Source organism: Pseudomonas sp. SWRI18 (assembly GCF_014268345.1).
Classification (GTDB): domain Bacteria; phylum Pseudomonadota; class Gammaproteobacteria; order Pseudomonadales; family Pseudomonadaceae; genus Aquipseudomonas; species Aquipseudomonas cedrina.
On record NZ_JACCQQ010000016.1, the window covers coordinates 1 to 16,624 of the forward strand.

The following is a 16,624-nucleotide window of genomic DNA, read 5'->3' on the forward strand; positions in this document are numbered from 1 at the left end:
CAAACCAGACGATCTGGTTTCATCTGGAACACTACGGTGTCCTTATTGGGGCCGCTTCGCAGCCCAGCGCGGGACAAGCCCGCTCACTACAATGATATCTAGATACCCATGCTGCGCATGGGTCGCCAGCGCGCAGTAGGCCGCTCCGGTTCGTCTCGATGCAGTCATATAGAAGGAACTCAACAGCAAACCTCCGGTCCGCTGATACACATATTTACATTTCACTGGACGGTTGGGCCGGATGAAACAGACATCACTCCTCGGCACTGGACCTGCGGGCCATGCCAAACAGGCTTTCTATACGCCCTTCTCCGGACCATGGCTGTCGACCACACGCCCGCTGGCCGTGCACCCGTTCAATCGCTGCCGGAACACCGAATCAGGCGCCGTATTCATCATTGCCTCCGGCCCTTCGGCCAAGTCGTTTCCCATCGAAAAATTTGCGCACGTGCCGATGATCACGATGAATGGCGCTATTTCGATGTTCAAGGACACTGATATAAAGCCGTACTTTTATGCCTGTACGGACCGAAGCTTTTCGCAGCAACAGCCGGATTTGTTCAAGCATGCCATGGCGGTCAGCCAGCGAGTCGCGCTGTGGGAAGAACAGGCGCGTTCGTCCCGTGTTCGTCCAACGGGAAAGTTCTATCCGTTATCCAAGGCCGAAAGACCCTCGTGGCTGGACTCCGCGCTGGGAAAACGCAGCGCGCTGGTCGTCAATCATTCCTGGCTCCCCACGCGTAAACGGCCGCTGGGGTTCAGCAAAGACATGAGCGAGGGCTTTTTTGATGCGCGAACCGTGGCGTATCTGGCCATACAGTTGGCCTACCACGTGGGGTTCACCCAGGTTTTCCTGGTAGGTGTGGATCTGGATGAGCGCTCAGGAAGGTTTTACGAAACCCCTGAATCCATAAAGTCGCCCTGCGGGCTCGACCAGCACTATTTCACGCGCATATTGCCGTCGTTTGAACTGATGTCGCGCAAAGTCATGGGCGATGAGTTCATGGTTTACAACCTGTCCGAGGTTTCGAAAATTCCGAACGACGTGGTCCCGCGTGTCACGCTCGCGCAGGTTGAGAACATGCTGGCGTAGCGTTGCGCAGACGCCGACCCTGTTGACCGAACAGGGTCGCGCGCAGCCTCCGTCAGCCAGCCCTTGGGGTGTCCTTGGCAAGCATCGATTTGGGGATCAACAGGATCAGCACACAGCTGACGAGCAGGCAACCACCCAAGACATAGGTGCCGTTGTTCATGTCGCCGGTCAGCGTTTCCGCCATGGCCGTAATCATCGAACCGGTGAACCCGGAAAGGTTGCCGATCGCGTTGATCATGCCGATGCCTGCCGCGGCCGCCACACCCGAAAGAACCGTGCCCGGCAATGTCCAGAAAATCGGCATCAGGCTCAACAAGCCAGACGCGGAGACGCTGAGGAAGAAAATCGACACCGGCAGGTTATGGGCAAAGATCGCGCTGAAAATCAGCCCTACCCCGCCGATGAATGCCGGTATTGCCGCATGCAGTCGGCGCTCGCCGGTTTTGTTGGAGTGCCAGGCATTGAGGGTCATGGCCACGATAGCAGTGGAGTACGGGATGGCCGTGAGCAGGCCAATGTGCAGGGTATTGGAAATGCCCGTGGCCTTGATGATCGTCGGCATCCAGAACGCCAGCCCATAGAAACCGGTATTGAACGTCAGCAAGATCAGCACCAGCAACCACACCCGACCATTGAAGATCACCTCGCGCAGGCTCGACGCTTTCCTGGTGTTTTCTCGGTCGAGGTTGTTTTTGAGCATGTTCTTTTCTGCCGTGCTCAGCCACTTGGCGTTGTCGATTTTATCGACCAACAGCGTCACCACGACGACGGCCATGATCAAGGACGGAATCCCTTCGATAATCAGCATCCACTGCCAGCCCGCCATCCCGTGGACACCCTGCATCGCCGACATCAACCACCCCGACAAGATCCCGCCCAGGGTCAGGCTGATCGGCATCGCCATCAGGAAACCAGCCATGACTCGGCTCTGACGGTGCGTCGGAAACCAGTAATTAAGGTAGAGAATCACCCCCGGAAAAAAGCCCGCCTCGCATATCCCCAGCAGGAAGCGCAGCACGTAAAACATCGTTTCCGATTCGATGTGAAAGAACTTGGCCAGCGGCACGGTGAAGGCTACCGCCATGGAGACAATGCTCCAGCTGATCATGATGCGGGCGATCCAGAGGCGTGCGCCAAAGCGATGGAGGAACAGATTGCTGGGGACTTCGAAGAGGAAATAACCCCAGAAAAAAATGCTCGCGCCGAGGGCGTAGACGGTGTTGCTGAATTGCAGATCGTTGAGCATGTCCAGCTTGGCAAAGCCGATATTGACCCTGTCCAGGTACGCCGCCATGTAGCAAAACAGCAGGATTGGCAGGATGCGCAGGATGACTTTGCGGTAGGTACGATCCTCGCGGGTAAGCGCCGCCGAGCCCTCTCCTTCGAGAGGACGCTGAGATACTGATTCCATGTGTTGACCTCAAGGCATGTCGTCATGCCGATTGTTTTTGTTTTAGCTTGCCACCTTGAGCAACCTGGACTGACCTAAGCCAATGCGCAGGGAAAGGAATCTGCAAGTGGGTATGTTACCGGTAACATTTTTAGTTTAGCCATGACTTTCGAGGCAAAGCAAGCGGGCTCGATCAAAAAATTCAGGTGCTTTCGCGTGCCATGATTTGGAATTCGACGACATCGCACGTTTGCGCCCGGGGCAGCCCGAGACGCTGTGCGGCGGCACTGGCTACCAGTAATTCACCGGCGCGACGGCCGATTCGGTAAGGATCAACCGAGACCGTGGTGATGGTCGGCGTGCAATAGCGCGATACTTCAAAATCGCCGAAACCGGCGATTGCGATGTCGCCGGGCACGCGCCGACCCTGTCGATGGCATTCCATGATGGCTCCGAACGCCGACAGGTCACTGACGCACATTACCGCGTCGGTGTCCGGCCACTTTTCCAGCAGCCGCTTCACGGATTCGCCGCCGTGGCTCATGGTGATAGGCGACTCGCCATATTCCATCACCCTGGGCGCCGCGCCCGCCGCCGCGACCGCCTGCAGGTAGCCTTGCTGGCGTTGTTGGCCACGGTGGTCGAGTACCGACGCCCCGCCGATGTAGCCAATCCGTCGATACCCTTGCTGGTGCAGGTGCTCATACAGTGCCGCCGCAGCGGCCACGTTGCTGAACCCGACCGATTGCTCGATGGGATCGTCCGGAATGTCCCATGTCTCGACAACGGGCACTTGCGCCTGGCGCAGCAGCCTGCGGGTTTCGTCCAAGTGCGCGCTGCCGGTCAACATCACCCCCACCGGTCGATGCCGCAGCAGCGTACGCACCAGTAGTGCCTCTTGTTCCAGGTGGTAATCCGTATCCCCCATCAGCAGGCACAGGCCGTGCCCGCTGACGGCGTCATTCAGGCCGCGCACGGTATCGGCAAAGTTCGAGCTGGCCAACGACGGCACCAGTGCCACAATAAATTCGGAACGCCCGGTGGCCAGGGTTCCGGCCGACGCATCAGGCAGGTAACCGAGGGTTTCAATCGCTTCATGCACCAGCTTTTGGGTGCGCTGCGACACATCGCGACCGGCCAGGACCCGGGAAACCGTCATCTTCGAAACACCGGCCAGTTTGGCGACATCGGCCATGCGTGGCGGTGTGGTGGGTTTGCCTGAATCCTCGTAACTCATGAACGTCCTGTTTTCCTGAAAATGACCGGCGGACCCTGGGAATCAAAGCTTCCAACCCGGATGGGGGCTGATTATACATGGGCACCGACTGGCCGGCCTCTGCTGGTTACGCACGAGTGCAACGCCTGTTCGAGTATCGAGATTGGCCTTTACAAAAAAAATGTTACCGGTAACATCGAAGCATTCGAACACCGGTTGATGCGTATTTCTTCATCGCCCTGGGGTGTTCACTTTCAATCGACATGCTTCTAACAAGAGATAAAACCATGCCTGAAAGCACGCGCCTGCCCCTGCGAAGTCAACAATGGTTTGACGATCCCAGTCACGCCGACATGACCGCGCTCTACGTTGAACGCTTCATGAATTACGGTATGACGCGCGAGGAGTTGCAATCGGGTCGCCCCATCATTGGTATCGCCCAAACCGGTAGCGATCTGGCGCCGTGCAACCGCCACCACCTTGAACTCTCGCAACGCACCAAGGCGGGCATTCGCGATGCCGGGGGCATTCCGATGGAGTTCCCGGTGCACCCGATGGCCGAACAAACCCGGCGCCCCACTGCGGCGCTGGATCGCAACCTGGCCTACCTCGGCCTGGTCGAGATTCTGCATGGGTACCCGCTCGACGGCGTGGTGCTGACCACGGGCTGCGACAAGACCACCCCGGCCTGCCTGATGGCGGCGGCAACGGTGGATATTCCGGCGATCGTATTGTCAGGCGGCCCGATGCTCGATGGGCACCACAAGGGCCAGTTGATCGGCTCCGGCACTGTGCTTTGGCAAGCGCGCAATTTGCTGGCCAGCGGTGAAATCGACTACGAAGGCTTCATGGAGATGACCACCGCGGCCTCGCCTTCGATCGGTCACTGCAACACCATGGGCACCGCACTGTCGATGAATGCACTGGCCGAGGCGCTGGGCATGTCGCTGCCCGGCTGCGCCAGCATTCCGGCGGCCTATCGTGAACGCGGCCAGATGGCCTACGCCACAGGCAAGCGTATCGTCGACATGGTCCGCCAGGACATCCGGCCTTCGCACATCATGACCCGCGAAGCTTTCGAGAACGCCATCGCCGTGGCGTCGGCACTGGGCGCCTCGACCAATTGCCCGCCGCACCTGATCGCTATCGCGCGGCACACCGGCGTCGACCTCAGCCTGGAAGACTGGCAACGCATCGGCGAAGACGTACCGCTGCTGGTCAACTGCATGCCCGCCGGCAAATACCTCGGTGAAGGGTTCCACCGCGCCGGCGGCGTGCCTGCCGTGATGCACGAACTGAAGAACGCCGGCCGGCTGCATGAAGCGTGCGTCACGGTGTCGGGCAAGACCATTGGCGAGATCGTCAGCCACAGCGCCGCCAGCGATACGGACGTGATCCATGGGTATGCAGACCCGTTGATCCAACGCGCCGGGTTTATCGTGTTGAGCGGCAACTTTTTCGACAGCGCGATCATGAAGATGTCAGTGGTGGGCGAAGCCTTCCGTAAAACCTACTTGTCCGAACCCGGCGCGGAGAACAGTTTCGAAGCCCGCGCCATTGTTTTCGAAGGCCCCGAGGACTATCAGGCCCGAATCAACGACCCGGCCCTGGACATCGACGAGCGCTGCATTCTGGTCATTCGGGGCTGCGGCACCGTGGGTTATCCGGGCAGCGCCGAAGTGGTCAACATGGCACCTCCCGCCGCACTGATCAAACGCGGCATCGACTCCCTGCCCTGCCTGGGCGACGGGCGCCAAAGCGGCACCTCGGCAAGCCCGTCGATTCTCAACATGTCGCCTGAAGCCGCGGTGGGCGGCGGGATCGGTTTGCTGCAAACCAATGACCGGCTGCGCGTCGACCTCAATGCACGCCGGGTCGACCTGCTGGTAGATGAAAGCGAAATGGCACGCCGTCAGGCAGCGTTCAAGCCGTCCATTCCAGCGTCGCAAACGCCGTGGCAGGAAATCTACCGGCAACAGGTTGGCCAACTTTCCACTGGCGGTTGCCTGGAACCCGCGACCTTGCATCTGCGCGTCATCGCACGCAGCGGCGATCCACGCCATTCCCACTGATTCGTTTTTTAGAAAGGGTAATGCCCATGTCCCAGACATCCGCTGTAACGACATTGTCGGCTTTAAACGTTCCGGCTCAAGACCTCGCTGAAGGCACCTGGATAAGCCGCGCCTGGGTTCCGGGCGCCAGCGCCGGTCCCGCCGTCGTGCTGCTCAAGGATGCACAGGTCTATGACATCAGCGCCCGGGTGGCGACCGTGTCGGCGCTGCTGGAGCTGGATGATCCGGTGGCTTACCTGCGCAGCCTGCCGCTGGAGACGCCGTTGATCAGCTTTGACGCGCTGCTCATCAACAGTGATGTATCCGTTCGCGACGAAACACGGCCTTGGTTGCTGGCGCCGATCGACTTGCAAGCCGTCAAAGCGGCCGGCGTGACCTTCGCCGCCAGCATGCTTGAGCGAGTGGTCGAGGAGCAGGCCAAGGGCGACCCGGCCAAGGCCGACAGTATTCGTGCGACGCTGGTCGAGAGCATCGGTGCCGATCTCGGAGAAATCGTGCCGGGCTCATCACAGGCCGCCGCGCTCAAGGAAGTGCTGATCAGCCAAGGCATGTGGTCGCAGTACCTGGAAGTGGGTATCGGCCCGGATGCCGAGATATTCACCAAGGCTCAGCCCTTGTCAGCGGTGGGTTACGGCTCCGACGTGGGTATTCACCCGAAATCCGGCTGGAACAATCCCGAGCCGGAAGTGGTACTGGCGGTTTCCAGTCGCGGCAAGGTCCAGGGCGCTACGCTGGGAAATGACGTCAACCTTCGCGATTTCGAAGGACGCAGTGCGCTGCTGCTGTCCAAAGCCAAGGACAACAATGCGTCGACCGCGCTGGGCCCCTTTATCCGGCTGTTCGATGAGTCCTTCGGCATTGAAGATGTGCGTTCGGCGGAAGTTGCATTGCGTGTGGTCGGCCAGGATGGTTTCGTCATGGACGGCAGCAGCTCCATGAACCAGATCAGCCGCGACCCATTGGACTTGGTGGCCCAGACACTCAACGAGAACCACCAGTACCCGGACGGGTTTGTGCTGTTTCTTGGCACCCTGTTCGCGCCCAAGCAGGACCGCGACCTGCCCGGCGCAGGCTTTACCCATAAGGAGGGTGACCTGGTCGCCATCAGCAGCGCCAAGTTCGGCACGCTGGTAAACCGGGTCACCACCAGTGACCGCGCGCCCGCGTGGCAGATGGGTTATCGCGCCCTGCTCGACAACTTGAACGGCCGTGGCTTGGTTGCTGCCGCGATCAAGCCACGCTAGCCAGAATGAGCCTTACCATGAACGCATACACCGGACACAATTTTATCAATGGCGCACGCAGCGCTAAAGGTCACACGCGGCTGCACAGTTTCGACGCCACCACGGGTGAGGCACTTGCAGACGTTTTTATTGAAGCCACTCAAGATGAGGTGGACGCTGCCGCCCAGGCGGCGGCAGGTGCTTACCCAGCGTACCGCACCCTGCCTGCCACCCGACGGGCCGAGTTCCTCGATGCCATCGCCGACGAACTCGACGCCCTGGGTGACGCGTTCATTGCAACGGTCTGCCGCGAAACGGCACTGCCCGCCGCGCGCATCCAAGGTGAGCGCTCGCGTACCAGCGGTCAAATGCGACTGTTTGCCAAGGTGCTGCGACGCGGTGATTTCTTCGGTGCACGTATCGATCGCGCGCTGCCAGACCGCCAGCCCCTGCCGCGTCCCGATCTGCGCCAGTACCACATCGGCATCGGCCCGGTCGCAGTGTTCGGCGCCAGCAATTTCCCGCTGGCCTTCTCCACGGCGGGCGGCGACACCGCCGCTGCGCTCGCGGCGGGTTGCCCGGTGGTCTTCAAGGCCCACCCAGGCCACATGGCCACGGCGGAATGGGTCGCTTCGGCAATCATTCGCGCCGCCGAACAGACCCAAATGCCTGCCGGCGTGTTCAACATGATCTACGGCGGCACGGTCGGCGCCTGGCTGGTGCAACACCCGGCCATCAAGGCCGTAGGTTTCACCGGATCGCTCAAGGGTGGCCGAGCCCTGTGTGACATGGCGGCGGCGCGGCCTGAACCCATCCCGGTATTTGCCGAGATGTCGAGCGTCAATCCGATACTGGTGCTGCCGAAGGCCCTCAAGGCTCGCGGTGCGAAAATCGCCGCTGAACTCAGTGCCTCGGTGGTTCAAGGCGCGGGGCAATTTTGCACGAAGCCTGGGCTGCTGATCGGCATACGCTCGCCCGAGTTCGATACATTCCTCGACGCCCTCACCCAGCAGGTCAACGCTCAGACGCCACACACCCTGCTCAACGCTGGCGGGCTGTGCAATTACTCAGATGGCCTGAGCCGCTTGCATCAGCATCCGCAGATCCACCATCGAGCGGGACAATCTCAAGCAGGTAGTCAGGCTCATCCGCAGCTGTTCGAAGCGGACGCCGAACTGCTGATCAATAATGACGAATTGCTTCAGCACGAAGTGTTTGGCCCGGTGATCGTCGTGGTAGCGGTAAAGGACCGGCAACAACTGCAGCAAGCACTGCAAGGTTTGCAAGGGCAACTCACAGCGACCCTGATTGCCGAACCGACGGACCTGGAGGCATTCGCCGAGTTGATTCCCGTGCTGGAACTGAAGGCGGGTCGTCTTTTGCTCAACGGATACCCGACCGGCGTCGAGGTCTGCGATGCGATGGTGCATGGCGGTCCCTACCCCGCCACCTCGGATGCCCGTGGCTCGTCCGTGGGAACGCTGTCGATCAACCGGTTCCTGCGGCCGATCTGCTTCCAGAATTACCCTGACAGTTTGCTGCCGGATGCGCTGAAAAATGCCAATCCGCTGGGCATCCTGCGGCTGGTGAATGGCGTTGGCACGTACGAGGGTTTGTGTTGATCTCTCAAGTCCTGTACGTGCCATCGATGATTAAGGCCGGCCCTTCTACTTTAGAAATCGACCGTGGCAGACAATTGCAGGGTACGCGGGTAACCCGGCGAAAACGCGCCATACGAGGCGACGCCTGACCAGTACTCGCGGTCGAATACGTTCTGCACCGTGGCCCGGAAGGTGGTCGGCCGACCTTCGATCTTCGTCGCATAACGTGCGCCGGCATCGAAACGCGTCCAGGAATCCAGCGCCTGGGTATTGGCCTGGTTGACGTACTGGCTGTCGGTATAAATGGCGCCGCCGGTCAGGGTAAATCCTTCCACCCATGGCGTGTCCCATTCGGCCCACAGGTTGGCCTGGACGTCCGGGACGCCGACCGGTTTGTTGCCGCGGTTGGCGGCCGTGGCCGACTCGGTCAGTTTGCCGTCCAGCAAGGTCACCCCCCCCATCAAGCGCGTACCTGGCGCCACTTCGCCGAACATGCTCAATTCGATCCCGCGGTTGCGTTGCTCGGCTTGTACCGAGAACAGGTTACCGGCGCCGACCTCACCGCTCGGTTTCTCGATCTGGAACAGCGCCAGGCTGGTCATGAACGTGCCGTGTTCATATTTCACACCGAGTTCATGCTGCTTGGATTCGTAAGGTGCAAATGTTTCGCCGGCGTTGGCCGCTGTCCCCGGAGCGATGTCGCCTTTGCTCAAGCCTTCTACATAGTTGTAGTAGAGGGAAACGTCTTCCCAGGGCTTGACCACCACGCCAACCAGAGGCGTCGTGGCATTGTCGTTGTATTTGGAGCTGACCGCCCCTGCTGCGTTGTAGTTGCGCGATTCGATCGCCTGCCGGCGCACGCCAAGGGTCAACTGGAAGCGGTCATCGAGCATGGACAGTGTGTCGGTGAATGCAACGCCGGACAGATCCGATTCGGAAATACGCAGGACCTTCGGCGTGCCGATGTATTGCTTGGGCACATCGATCGGGTGGTAGATGTTCGAACGAATGTCAGTGCCGCTGGTGATCCCGCGGGACAACTCATCCTGATACTGCGTCGCCATCAGCGTAGTGGTATGAGTGATCGGGCCGGTGGCGTACACGCCACGGATACCGACATCGGCAGTCGAGCGATCAACGTTGAATTTGTAATAGCCCGGCGTGTTGCTGGTATCGCCAGCGTCGTTGAGGATCCTGGGAACCTGGTCGGACAGGCGCTTGACGTCTGACTTGCCGCCACCGGCATGGGCGAACACGGTCACCGTATCGCTCAGGTCATATTCACCGCCGAGCAATGCCGACTGTTCCTTGGTATCCGACCAGCCCCATTTCTGCGGCAGGTTGGTGCGGCCATTCGGGGCAGATGGAACATCGACGCCCGGAGCGATGGTGAAAGGTCGCGAGGCGCCCTCCCAGCTTTCTTTCTGACTGATGTAATCCAGGTTCAGGCGCAAACGCTCACCGCGATAGTCCAGGGCGATGGCACCGATACCCAGGTCCCGGTGTTGATCATCGACGGCGGTATCACCGCCTTGCAGGTTGCCGTTGAAGCGCACACCGAACTGGTTCTCCGAGCCGAATCGACGGCTGAGATCGAGGTGAGCGCCGACCTGCGAGTCCGAGGCGTACGTGGTGGTGACCCGCGTCAGGTCTTCGTCGAGCGGACGCTTGGGGACGATGTTGATCACCCCGCCCACGCCGCTGTTGGGCGAAAGGCCATACATCAATGCGCCCGGCCCCTTTAGCACTTCGACACGCTCGGCGTACTCGGTGAAGACCCGGTAGTTGGGCGCGACGCCGTACACGCCGTCGAACGCCAGTTCACCCAGGTTGCCTTCGCCGATCGGGAAGCCTCGAATGAAAAACGAATCAACGATGCCGCCCGTCTGACCGGTCGAGCGCACCGAAGGATCACGCTCCAATGCATCGGCCACCGTTACTGTCTGCAGATCGGCCAGGGTCTTGGCGGTGTAGCTGGTGACGCTGAACGGGGTGTCCATCACGTCCTTGTTGCCCATCATGCCGAGCCGGGCCCCGCGCGCGACTTGGCCGCCGGCCAGTACCTCCGGCAATGCGCTCGGACCGTTGTAGCGGGCGTTGATGTTGGTGGGGTCGAGTGTGAGCGTATCGACGCCGTCATCGGCCGGCTTCGCCGTTGGAATATTCGAGGACTGGTCGGCGGCAACATCCTGCTGCCCTGGGCCGGCAGCCCAGGCGCTGGCGCTTCCTGCGACCAGAACAATATTCAACATGGCGGTGCGAATGGCGAGTGTTAGCACGCGCTCACCGCATGGGCGACTGACAACAGGCATGACGTGAGGATCCTTTTCAACAGGGAAAATGGTAATCACTCCTATTGCCAGTCGATCGGCGAAAAAGTATCACCCTCGATAAAATTATTTTTGGATGGGTCCGGGAGCGCTAGGCGTACAGCTGTTCCAGGGGTATCGCGACCACCGGTAATGCAGGGTCGAACGCATGCCGGGTCGTCTTGTACGGAAAGATTTCTCCCCGGGCGATGGTGGTGAATATCTGCGCCACTTCGAACACCTGCCCTGTCTGCCAATGCCGTACACGCACCCGCGGATCGGTGTAGTCGAGCTGGATGCACGGCACGCGTTTCAAGCCCAGTTGCAGAGCGGCGTTGAGACGGTGATTTCCGTCCATCACGATGCCACGCGAACGTTCGACGATGATCGGCTCCAGCCAATGTCCGGCGCGAGCGATTGCCTCGCGCAACAGCGTCACGTTGGCCGGATCGACCTGCTCCGACTGCAGCACCTGGCACAGTGGCCGCAATGCAATCTGATAAGCGTATTCCATGGTGATCTCCTGTTTCGCCAAGGATTCAGCTGGCATCGGCGCGGACAATGGGCGCGTGCAGGCGAGCAAGCTCGAGCAGACGCTGAGCATGCTCAATCAGCGGCAAATCGACCATCTCACCGTCCACCTGCACGGCATGACTGCCCGTCGCCACGGCCCTCATCACCCGATCAGCCCAGGCCAACTGACGCGAGTCCGGCAGGAAAGCGCGCTGCACCGTGGACAGTTGCGAGGGGTGGATGCACAGCTTGGCGCCGAAGCCCAGCGAACGCGCGTAGTGCGAGTCCTGGCCAACGACCGCCAAATCGCTGATCGCCGGCGTGACACCGTCGATTGGCGACGGCAGATCGGCAGTCCGCGAAGCCAGTACGATGCGGCTGCGGGCGAATAGAAATGCCTCGGGTATCTGGGTGCAGTTGATATCGAGGGAAAAATCCAGCGAACCGAACGCCAGCCGCGCCAGGCCCGGGATCGCCGCAATCGACTCGACCTGCTGCAGACCTTTGGCGGTCTCGATGATCGCGACGACCTTCAGCCCCGACCGCCACGCCAGCAAATGTTCGACCGTTCGGCCCAGGGCCTGGGGACATTCGGCCTTGGGCAGGAAAATGCCGTCGCAACGCTCGGGGTAGCGCATGTCATTGAGCCATGTCAGGTCCTGACGGAACAGCGCGCTGCTGACGCTGTTGAGGCGGATGTAACGCTCGCAGGCAACGCTTGGGGTGGCCTCTTGCCAAGCCCAGATGGCAGCTCGGGCGGCGGGTTTGCTATCCGGGTGCACGGCGTCCTCAAGGTCGAGAATGATCGCGTCCGGCCCCGCTTCGACGGCTTTTGTAAAACGCTCGGGACGATTACCCGGTACGAACAGGTAGCTGATCGCGAGTGGGGTTTTGCTGTTGAGTCGATCCAATTGCATGGCATAGCTCCTTGGCGTGAACCATTCGTGATTTCTGAACATTTTCCGGCCCCTTCGCAGGCAGGTTTCTCTGCTCGTTCGGGGCTTCTCGCAACAACCCTTAATTTCTTATTGATCAATGAATTAAGGGACTTTTTTATTTCAGGGCGAACGCTTTCTTGAGCGTGTAAACACACGACCATTGATTCGCCTTCCGAAGGTCTTCATTCGAAAATATTTGAAAACCTTACTTGATAATCGTTCCTGTTCGCAATATTGTTCACGCCACCAAGAGACACTAGCTCCGTTTAAGAGCGGATATTCAGCACATGGGTAAGTACCTATCAGTGATGGCACTTCAATGCCCACCACTGACCGTTTTTGGCGGATTGGCCATCAACTAGGCGGCCAATCTGAACATTATTAAAAACCTTATGGAGTGGGGTTTTCATGCAGTTATTTCGTGAAGTATTTATGACAGGCGGCATGACAGATCCAACTTCAGATATTGCCTGGCATCCGCCTCCTATTGCTGTAAGCCTCGTTTCTAACGAGTAAAACACCTACAACTGTGCGAGAGCGCTCAGTTATATAACATCAATGGCTACGTTATTTTCGACGCCAGGGATCAGCTATGCCTATAACAAATTCACCGACGGCCGAACCTTTAACTGAAGTTCATCAGCCGGCCATGTTAAAGCCGCTTATCGACCCGATAATTTCCAGGCTTATCAATAACTTCCCAGACAAACTTGTAGCGCTTATCAAGCAACATGGCTCACCCTTGAATCTGGTTTGGCCCCATGCGCTTGAGTCAAATACACACGCCTTGCTCGCGGTATTGAAACAGTACAGCGTGCCTCATGCGATCTTCTATGGCGCCAAGGCCAACAAGTCTCAAAGCCTGCTCGTCGCGGCGGCAAATTCGGGGGTTGGCGTCGATGTGTCGAGCGTCCACGAGCTGCAGGCAGCGCTTAGAGCCGGTACACCTGGAGCCAGAATTTGCGCCACCGGACCGGCCAAAACCGCTGTTTTTCATCAGGCACTGGTTAGCTCAGGCTCACTGATCAGCATCGACTCGCTGGAAGAATTCGAACATCTGCAGTATGTGATCGAAGCACAGCCTACTCCGACCAAAGCCAGGGTTTTACTGCGTTACAGGCCGAAAACAAGTCCCCAGAGCCGCTTCGGCATGAGTTCGCAGGACTTGCTCGAAGGCCTCCAACGGCTGACAAAACACACGGATATTTTTCACTTTGAGGGTTTTCATTTTCATCTGGGCGGCTATGGGGTCGAATCCCGCGCACAAGCGTTGCGTGAAATCAGCGGGTTCGTGGAGGCTGCTCGGGAAATGGGCTTGAATCCGCAGATGATCGATATCGGTGGCGGCTTGCCGATACGTTATGTCGAGCCGCAGATATATGCCCGATTCCTACAGAACGATAATAAGCCAAGCCATTATTACAACCAGAAAGTTCCCGAGGCTTATTATCCTTACGGCAGCGACCTGACAGCCCCGCAATGGTTGGCATTATTGCTCGAGGCCGAGCACTCACCCGGAGTGTCCATCGCCACCTATTTAAAGCTGCAGAATATAACGCTGGCCCTGGAGCCCGGTCGGAGTCTTGTCGATCAAGCGGCAATTTCATTGTTTCGCGTCACCCGCACCAAGCAACTCGCCTTCAACAAAACCGTCATTTTTGTTGAAGGCAGTAGTTTCAGTGCATGCGAAACATGGTTCGCCTCTGAGTACCTGCTTGATCCGATCCTGATCAGCTCGCAACAACCGCCCTACGCACCGATCCAAGCGTATATCGCCGGCCATAGTTGCTTGGACGACGACGTGATTACTTATCGCCTTATCAATTTTTCAACTGCACCCCGACCAGGCGATATATTGATTTACGTGAATACCGCCGGTTATCAGATGGATTTGCTGGAAAACGAATTTCATCGCCACCCGCTGCCACGGCGATTGACGGCGAGTTGTTGTACGCAAGGTCACTACGCATTTTCACCGGACTACTAAAGGGAACCATTGAAATGATCTTGAATAAAGTCTCGGAGCTTATTGGTAATACACCGATGTTGGGTATTGATGTTCCGGATACCAACGCTCGGTTGTTATTGAAAATTGAAAAAAACAATCCCGGTGGCAGTATCAAGGATCGCATGGCGCGCAACATGGTGCTGGCCGCGCTCAAGTCCGGTCGCCTGAAACCCGGTGGGGTGGTCGTCGAATCGTCGTCCGGCAATACCGGAATTGGCCTGGCCATGACGGCGGTCGAATTCGGCCTGCATTTTATTGCCGTGGTCGATCATCACGCCGCCCAAGACAAGATCGCCGTGATGAAGGCGCTCGGTGCCGACATTCGCTTTGTCAAAGGCAGCTATCGCGAGGATGAAGTCGCAGTGGTCGAGCGTCAACGAATGGCGGCGGAGCTGGCCAGCGAAATTCCCGGCGCCGTGTTCATGAATCAGTCGGATAACGCGGCCAATGCGGGTGGCTACAGTGATTTCGTGCGCGAAACCATCGCCCAGGCTGAAGGTGTCATCGGTGCCTATGTCGGCTGCGTCGGCACGGGCGGTTCGATGACCGGTATCGCCCGCGGCTTGAAACTGCACGATCCCAACATTGTGACCGTCGCGGTAGAACCGGCCGGCTCGATCGTCTTCGGCCATCCCGGCTACCCCTACTACCAATCGGGCACCGGTACGCCGGCCGGCGACACCGTGGGTCTGGTGCTCGACTACAGCTGCATCGATCTGGGGGTGCAAGTCACCGACTCCCAGGCGTTCGAAACCGCCCGCTATATCGCCCGCCATCTGGCGCTGCTGGTCGGCGGCTCGACCGGCGGTGCCATTTTCAAGGCATTGGAACTGATCCACAAAGGCGTGCTGACCGGCAACGTGGTCGTGCCGATTGCCGACGGCGGCGAAAAATACCTGCATACGGTGTTCAATGATCAATGGCTGCAGGAACGCGACCTGATCGACCCCAGCATCGCACCACAGCTGGAAACCTGGCTGGGCAGGACCCAATGGCTGGAATCCGTCTCCGCGCCGCTTCAACTGAGCGTTGCATGACCCACTCCTCACACAGGAAAGCCTCTCGATGAATCTGTTGAAAGTCGCCATTTGTGGTGGTGGCAGGACCGGCCATCTCAACGCCATCCTGTTCAAACAGCTGCCCAATGTTCAGGTTTCGATGCTCACCGGTAATCCGGAGATTATCGAACAGCACGCTCGCCACACGCCGATGCAGGCTTTGTTGCCCGACGGCTCGACCTTGACTGCCCGACTGGACCGGGTGACCGCCGACGCGAAAGCAGCGATTGAAGATGCCGACATCGTCATCATTACCGTGCCCGCCCACGTCCGCCCGCAAACCCTGCAGGCCATCGTGCCGCATCTAAGCGCCAGCAAGCCTGTGTACATCGGCGCCATTCCGGGCTTCTGCGGTTTCGACTGGCTGGCCGAAGCCGCCCTGCCCGATCGCCCGAACCTGGTGATCTGGGGGATGAAAGACGTCCCGCATACCGCATTCGAGCTGACACCGGGACGCTCGATCAAAATGGGCGGCGGCAAGAGCCAGCTGTATGTGGCGACCCATTCTCGCGAGTCTCAGGCATCCGGTCAGCAATTGCAGGGCATCCTGACCCGCTTGTACGGCCCGTGCGTGAGGATGCTCGACCACTACCTGGAAATCACCCTGACCCCGGGTAACCCGATCATGCACAGCTCGGTGATCTACGGGCTGATCGGTCCTTATGGCCAGTGGCACCGCAAGATTTTCCCGCAACGCATGTGCTGGTGGTCCGAGTGTCCGGAACTGGGCGCCTACTTTTTGGAACGCATGGATCAGGAAAGTCAGGCTCTGTGCGCGGTGATCAGCCAGCGCCTGGGCATCGACCTGTCCTCGGTCAAAGCGTTGAAACAGGAAATCGTCGAGGCCTACGGTGACCAGATCCGCGACCAGAGCAGCATGTTGTCGATTCTGCGCACCAATCAGGCCTACAACAATATTCTCGCGCCGATGGTGCCGGCCGCCGACAACCGCGCCGGCTACGTCATCGAGCGCGAGAGCCGCGCCTTCAATGAAGACGTCGCCTATGGGCTGGTGCTGCTTGTGGAAATGGCCAGGCGTTTGGACCTCAAGGTGCCCTACATCGAGGAAGTCTTGCAGTGGAGCATTGCCTACATGCAAGGCCTGCGCGACTCGGCGCTCGATTACTTTCCACGCCACTGGCCACGCGCGGCAAACGCCGCGGCTTGATCTCTTCAATTCAATTTCGACGAGTAGACCGCTGA

12 protein-coding genes are annotated in these 16,624 nt (G+C 59.2%); 7 read left to right on the forward strand and 5 right to left on the reverse strand.

What is annotated here, in order from left to right:
* Positions 1 to 241: 241 nt before the first annotated feature.
* A complete protein-coding gene (locus H0Z09_RS17625; RefSeq protein ID WP_238340267.1) occupies positions 242 to 1,093 on the forward strand; it encodes a lipopolysaccharide biosynthesis protein in 852 nt (283 codons plus the stop codon).
* Positions 1,094 to 1,145: 52 nt separating this feature from the next.
* Here H0Z09_RS17625 and H0Z09_RS17630 read toward each other — a convergent pair whose 3' ends face one another.
* Both H0Z09_RS17630 and H0Z09_RS17635 read right to left on the reverse strand, forming a co-directional pair.
* Positions 1,146 to 2,504: an MFS transporter gene (locus tag H0Z09_RS17630; RefSeq protein WP_186691920.1), complete on the reverse strand. Its 1,359-nt coding sequence runs from the start codon at positions 2,502 to 2,504 to the stop codon at positions 1,146 to 1,148.
* 181 nt (positions 2,505 to 2,685) lie between these two features.
* Positions 2,686 to 3,720, reverse strand: a complete 1,035-nt coding sequence (locus H0Z09_RS17635; RefSeq protein WP_186691922.1) for a LacI family DNA-binding transcriptional regulator — start codon at positions 3,718 to 3,720, stop codon at positions 2,686 to 2,688.
* A gap of 266 nt (positions 3,721 to 3,986) precedes the next feature.
* Here H0Z09_RS17635 and H0Z09_RS17640 point away from each other — a divergent pair, with 266 nt between their 5' ends.
* From H0Z09_RS17640 to H0Z09_RS17650, 3 genes are read left to right on the forward strand one after another with little or no spacing between them, the layout of a single operon-like run.
* Positions 3,987 to 5,771 carry an IlvD/Edd family dehydratase gene (locus H0Z09_RS17640; RefSeq protein WP_186691924.1) on the forward strand — a complete coding sequence of 595 codons (1,785 nt, stop codon included), beginning with the start codon at positions 3,987 to 3,989 and terminating at the stop codon, positions 5,769 to 5,771.
* 26 nt (positions 5,772 to 5,797) lie between these two features.
* Positions 5,798 to 7,015, forward strand: a complete 1,218-nt coding sequence (locus H0Z09_RS17645) for a fumarylacetoacetate hydrolase family protein (RefSeq protein ID WP_186691926.1) — start codon at positions 5,798 to 5,800, stop codon at positions 7,013 to 7,015.
* A gap of 17 nt (positions 7,016 to 7,032) precedes the next feature.
* Positions 7,033 to 8,616: an aldehyde dehydrogenase (NADP(+)) gene (locus H0Z09_RS17650; protein WP_186691928.1), complete on the forward strand. Its 1,584-nt coding sequence runs from the start codon at positions 7,033 to 7,035 to the stop codon at positions 8,614 to 8,616.
* 50 nt (positions 8,617 to 8,666) lie between these two features.
* Here H0Z09_RS17650 and H0Z09_RS17655 read toward each other — a convergent pair whose 3' ends face one another.
* The 3 genes from H0Z09_RS17655 to H0Z09_RS17665 all read right to left on the reverse strand — a co-directional run bounded on the left by H0Z09_RS17655 (position 8,667) and on the right by H0Z09_RS17665 (position 12,334).
* A complete protein-coding gene (locus H0Z09_RS17655; protein WP_186691930.1) occupies positions 8,667 to 10,907 on the reverse strand; it encodes a TonB-dependent siderophore receptor in 2,241 nt (746 codons plus the stop codon).
* A 109-nt stretch (positions 10,908 to 11,016) separates the two neighbouring features.
* Entirely contained in the window at positions 11,017 to 11,418 is a 402-nt protein-coding gene (locus H0Z09_RS17660) for a ParB N-terminal domain-containing protein (protein WP_186691932.1), read from the reverse strand.
* Positions 11,419 to 11,443: 25 nt separating this feature from the next.
* The gene (locus H0Z09_RS17665; RefSeq protein ID WP_076950984.1) at positions 11,444 to 12,334 is read right to left on the reverse strand and encodes a CoA ester lyase; all 891 of its coding nucleotides are present in this window, start codon (positions 12,332 to 12,334) and stop codon (positions 11,444 to 11,446) included.
* A 613-nt stretch (positions 12,335 to 12,947) separates the two neighbouring features.
* Between H0Z09_RS17665 and H0Z09_RS17670 the strand changes: the two genes are divergently transcribed.
* From H0Z09_RS17670 to H0Z09_RS17680, 3 genes are read left to right on the forward strand one after another with little or no spacing between them, the layout of a single operon-like run.
* Positions 12,948 to 14,342: a Y4yA family PLP-dependent enzyme gene (locus H0Z09_RS17670; RefSeq protein WP_186691934.1), complete on the forward strand. Its 1,395-nt coding sequence runs from the start codon at positions 12,948 to 12,950 to the stop codon at positions 14,340 to 14,342.
* Between the two features lie 14 nt (positions 14,343 to 14,356).
* Positions 14,357 to 15,400, forward strand: a complete 1,044-nt coding sequence (locus H0Z09_RS17675) for a cysteine synthase family protein (RefSeq protein WP_186691936.1) — start codon at positions 14,357 to 14,359, stop codon at positions 15,398 to 15,400.
* Positions 15,401 to 15,428: 28 nt separating this feature from the next.
* Complete coding sequence (locus H0Z09_RS17680) at positions 15,429 to 16,589, forward strand: NAD/NADP octopine/nopaline dehydrogenase family protein (RefSeq protein WP_186691939.1); 1,161 nt, start codon at positions 15,429 to 15,431, stop codon at positions 16,587 to 16,589.
* Positions 16,590 to 16,624 lie beyond the last annotated feature (35 nt).

Coding starts and splice junctions, on each gene's coding strand:
- H0Z09_RS17625 (WP_238340267.1), top strand. CDS start 242: ATGAAACAGACATCACTCCTCGGCACTGGACCTGCGGGCCATGCCAAA.
- H0Z09_RS17680 (WP_186691939.1), top strand. CDS start 15,429: ATGAATCTGTTGAAAGTCGCCATTTGTGGTGGTGGCAGGACCGGCCAT.
- H0Z09_RS17630 (WP_186691920.1), bottom strand. CDS start 2,504: ATGGAATCAGTATCTCAGCGTCCTCTCGAAGGAGAGGGCTCGGCGGCG.
- H0Z09_RS17660 (WP_186691932.1), bottom strand. CDS start 11,418: ATGGAATACGCTTATCAGATTGCATTGCGGCCACTGTGCCAGGTGCTG.
- H0Z09_RS17670 (WP_186691934.1), top strand. CDS start 12,948: ATGCCTATAACAAATTCACCGACGGCCGAACCTTTAACTGAAGTTCAT.
- H0Z09_RS17665 (WP_076950984.1), bottom strand. CDS start 12,334: ATGCAATTGGATCGACTCAACAGCAAAACCCCACTCGCGATCAGCTAC.
- H0Z09_RS17635 (WP_186691922.1), bottom strand. CDS start 3,720: ATGAGTTACGAGGATTCAGGCAAACCCACCACACCGCCACGCATGGCC.
- H0Z09_RS17675 (WP_186691936.1), top strand. CDS start 14,357: ATGATCTTGAATAAAGTCTCGGAGCTTATTGGTAATACACCGATGTTG.
- H0Z09_RS17640 (WP_186691924.1), top strand. CDS start 3,987: ATGCCTGAAAGCACGCGCCTGCCCCTGCGAAGTCAACAATGGTTTGAC.
- H0Z09_RS17650 (WP_186691928.1), top strand. CDS start 7,033: ATGAACGCATACACCGGACACAATTTTATCAATGGCGCACGCAGCGCT.
- H0Z09_RS17655 (WP_186691930.1), bottom strand. CDS start 10,907: ATGCCTGTTGTCAGTCGCCCATGCGGTGAGCGCGTGCTAACACTCGCC.
- H0Z09_RS17645 (WP_186691926.1), top strand. CDS start 5,798: ATGTCCCAGACATCCGCTGTAACGACATTGTCGGCTTTAAACGTTCCG.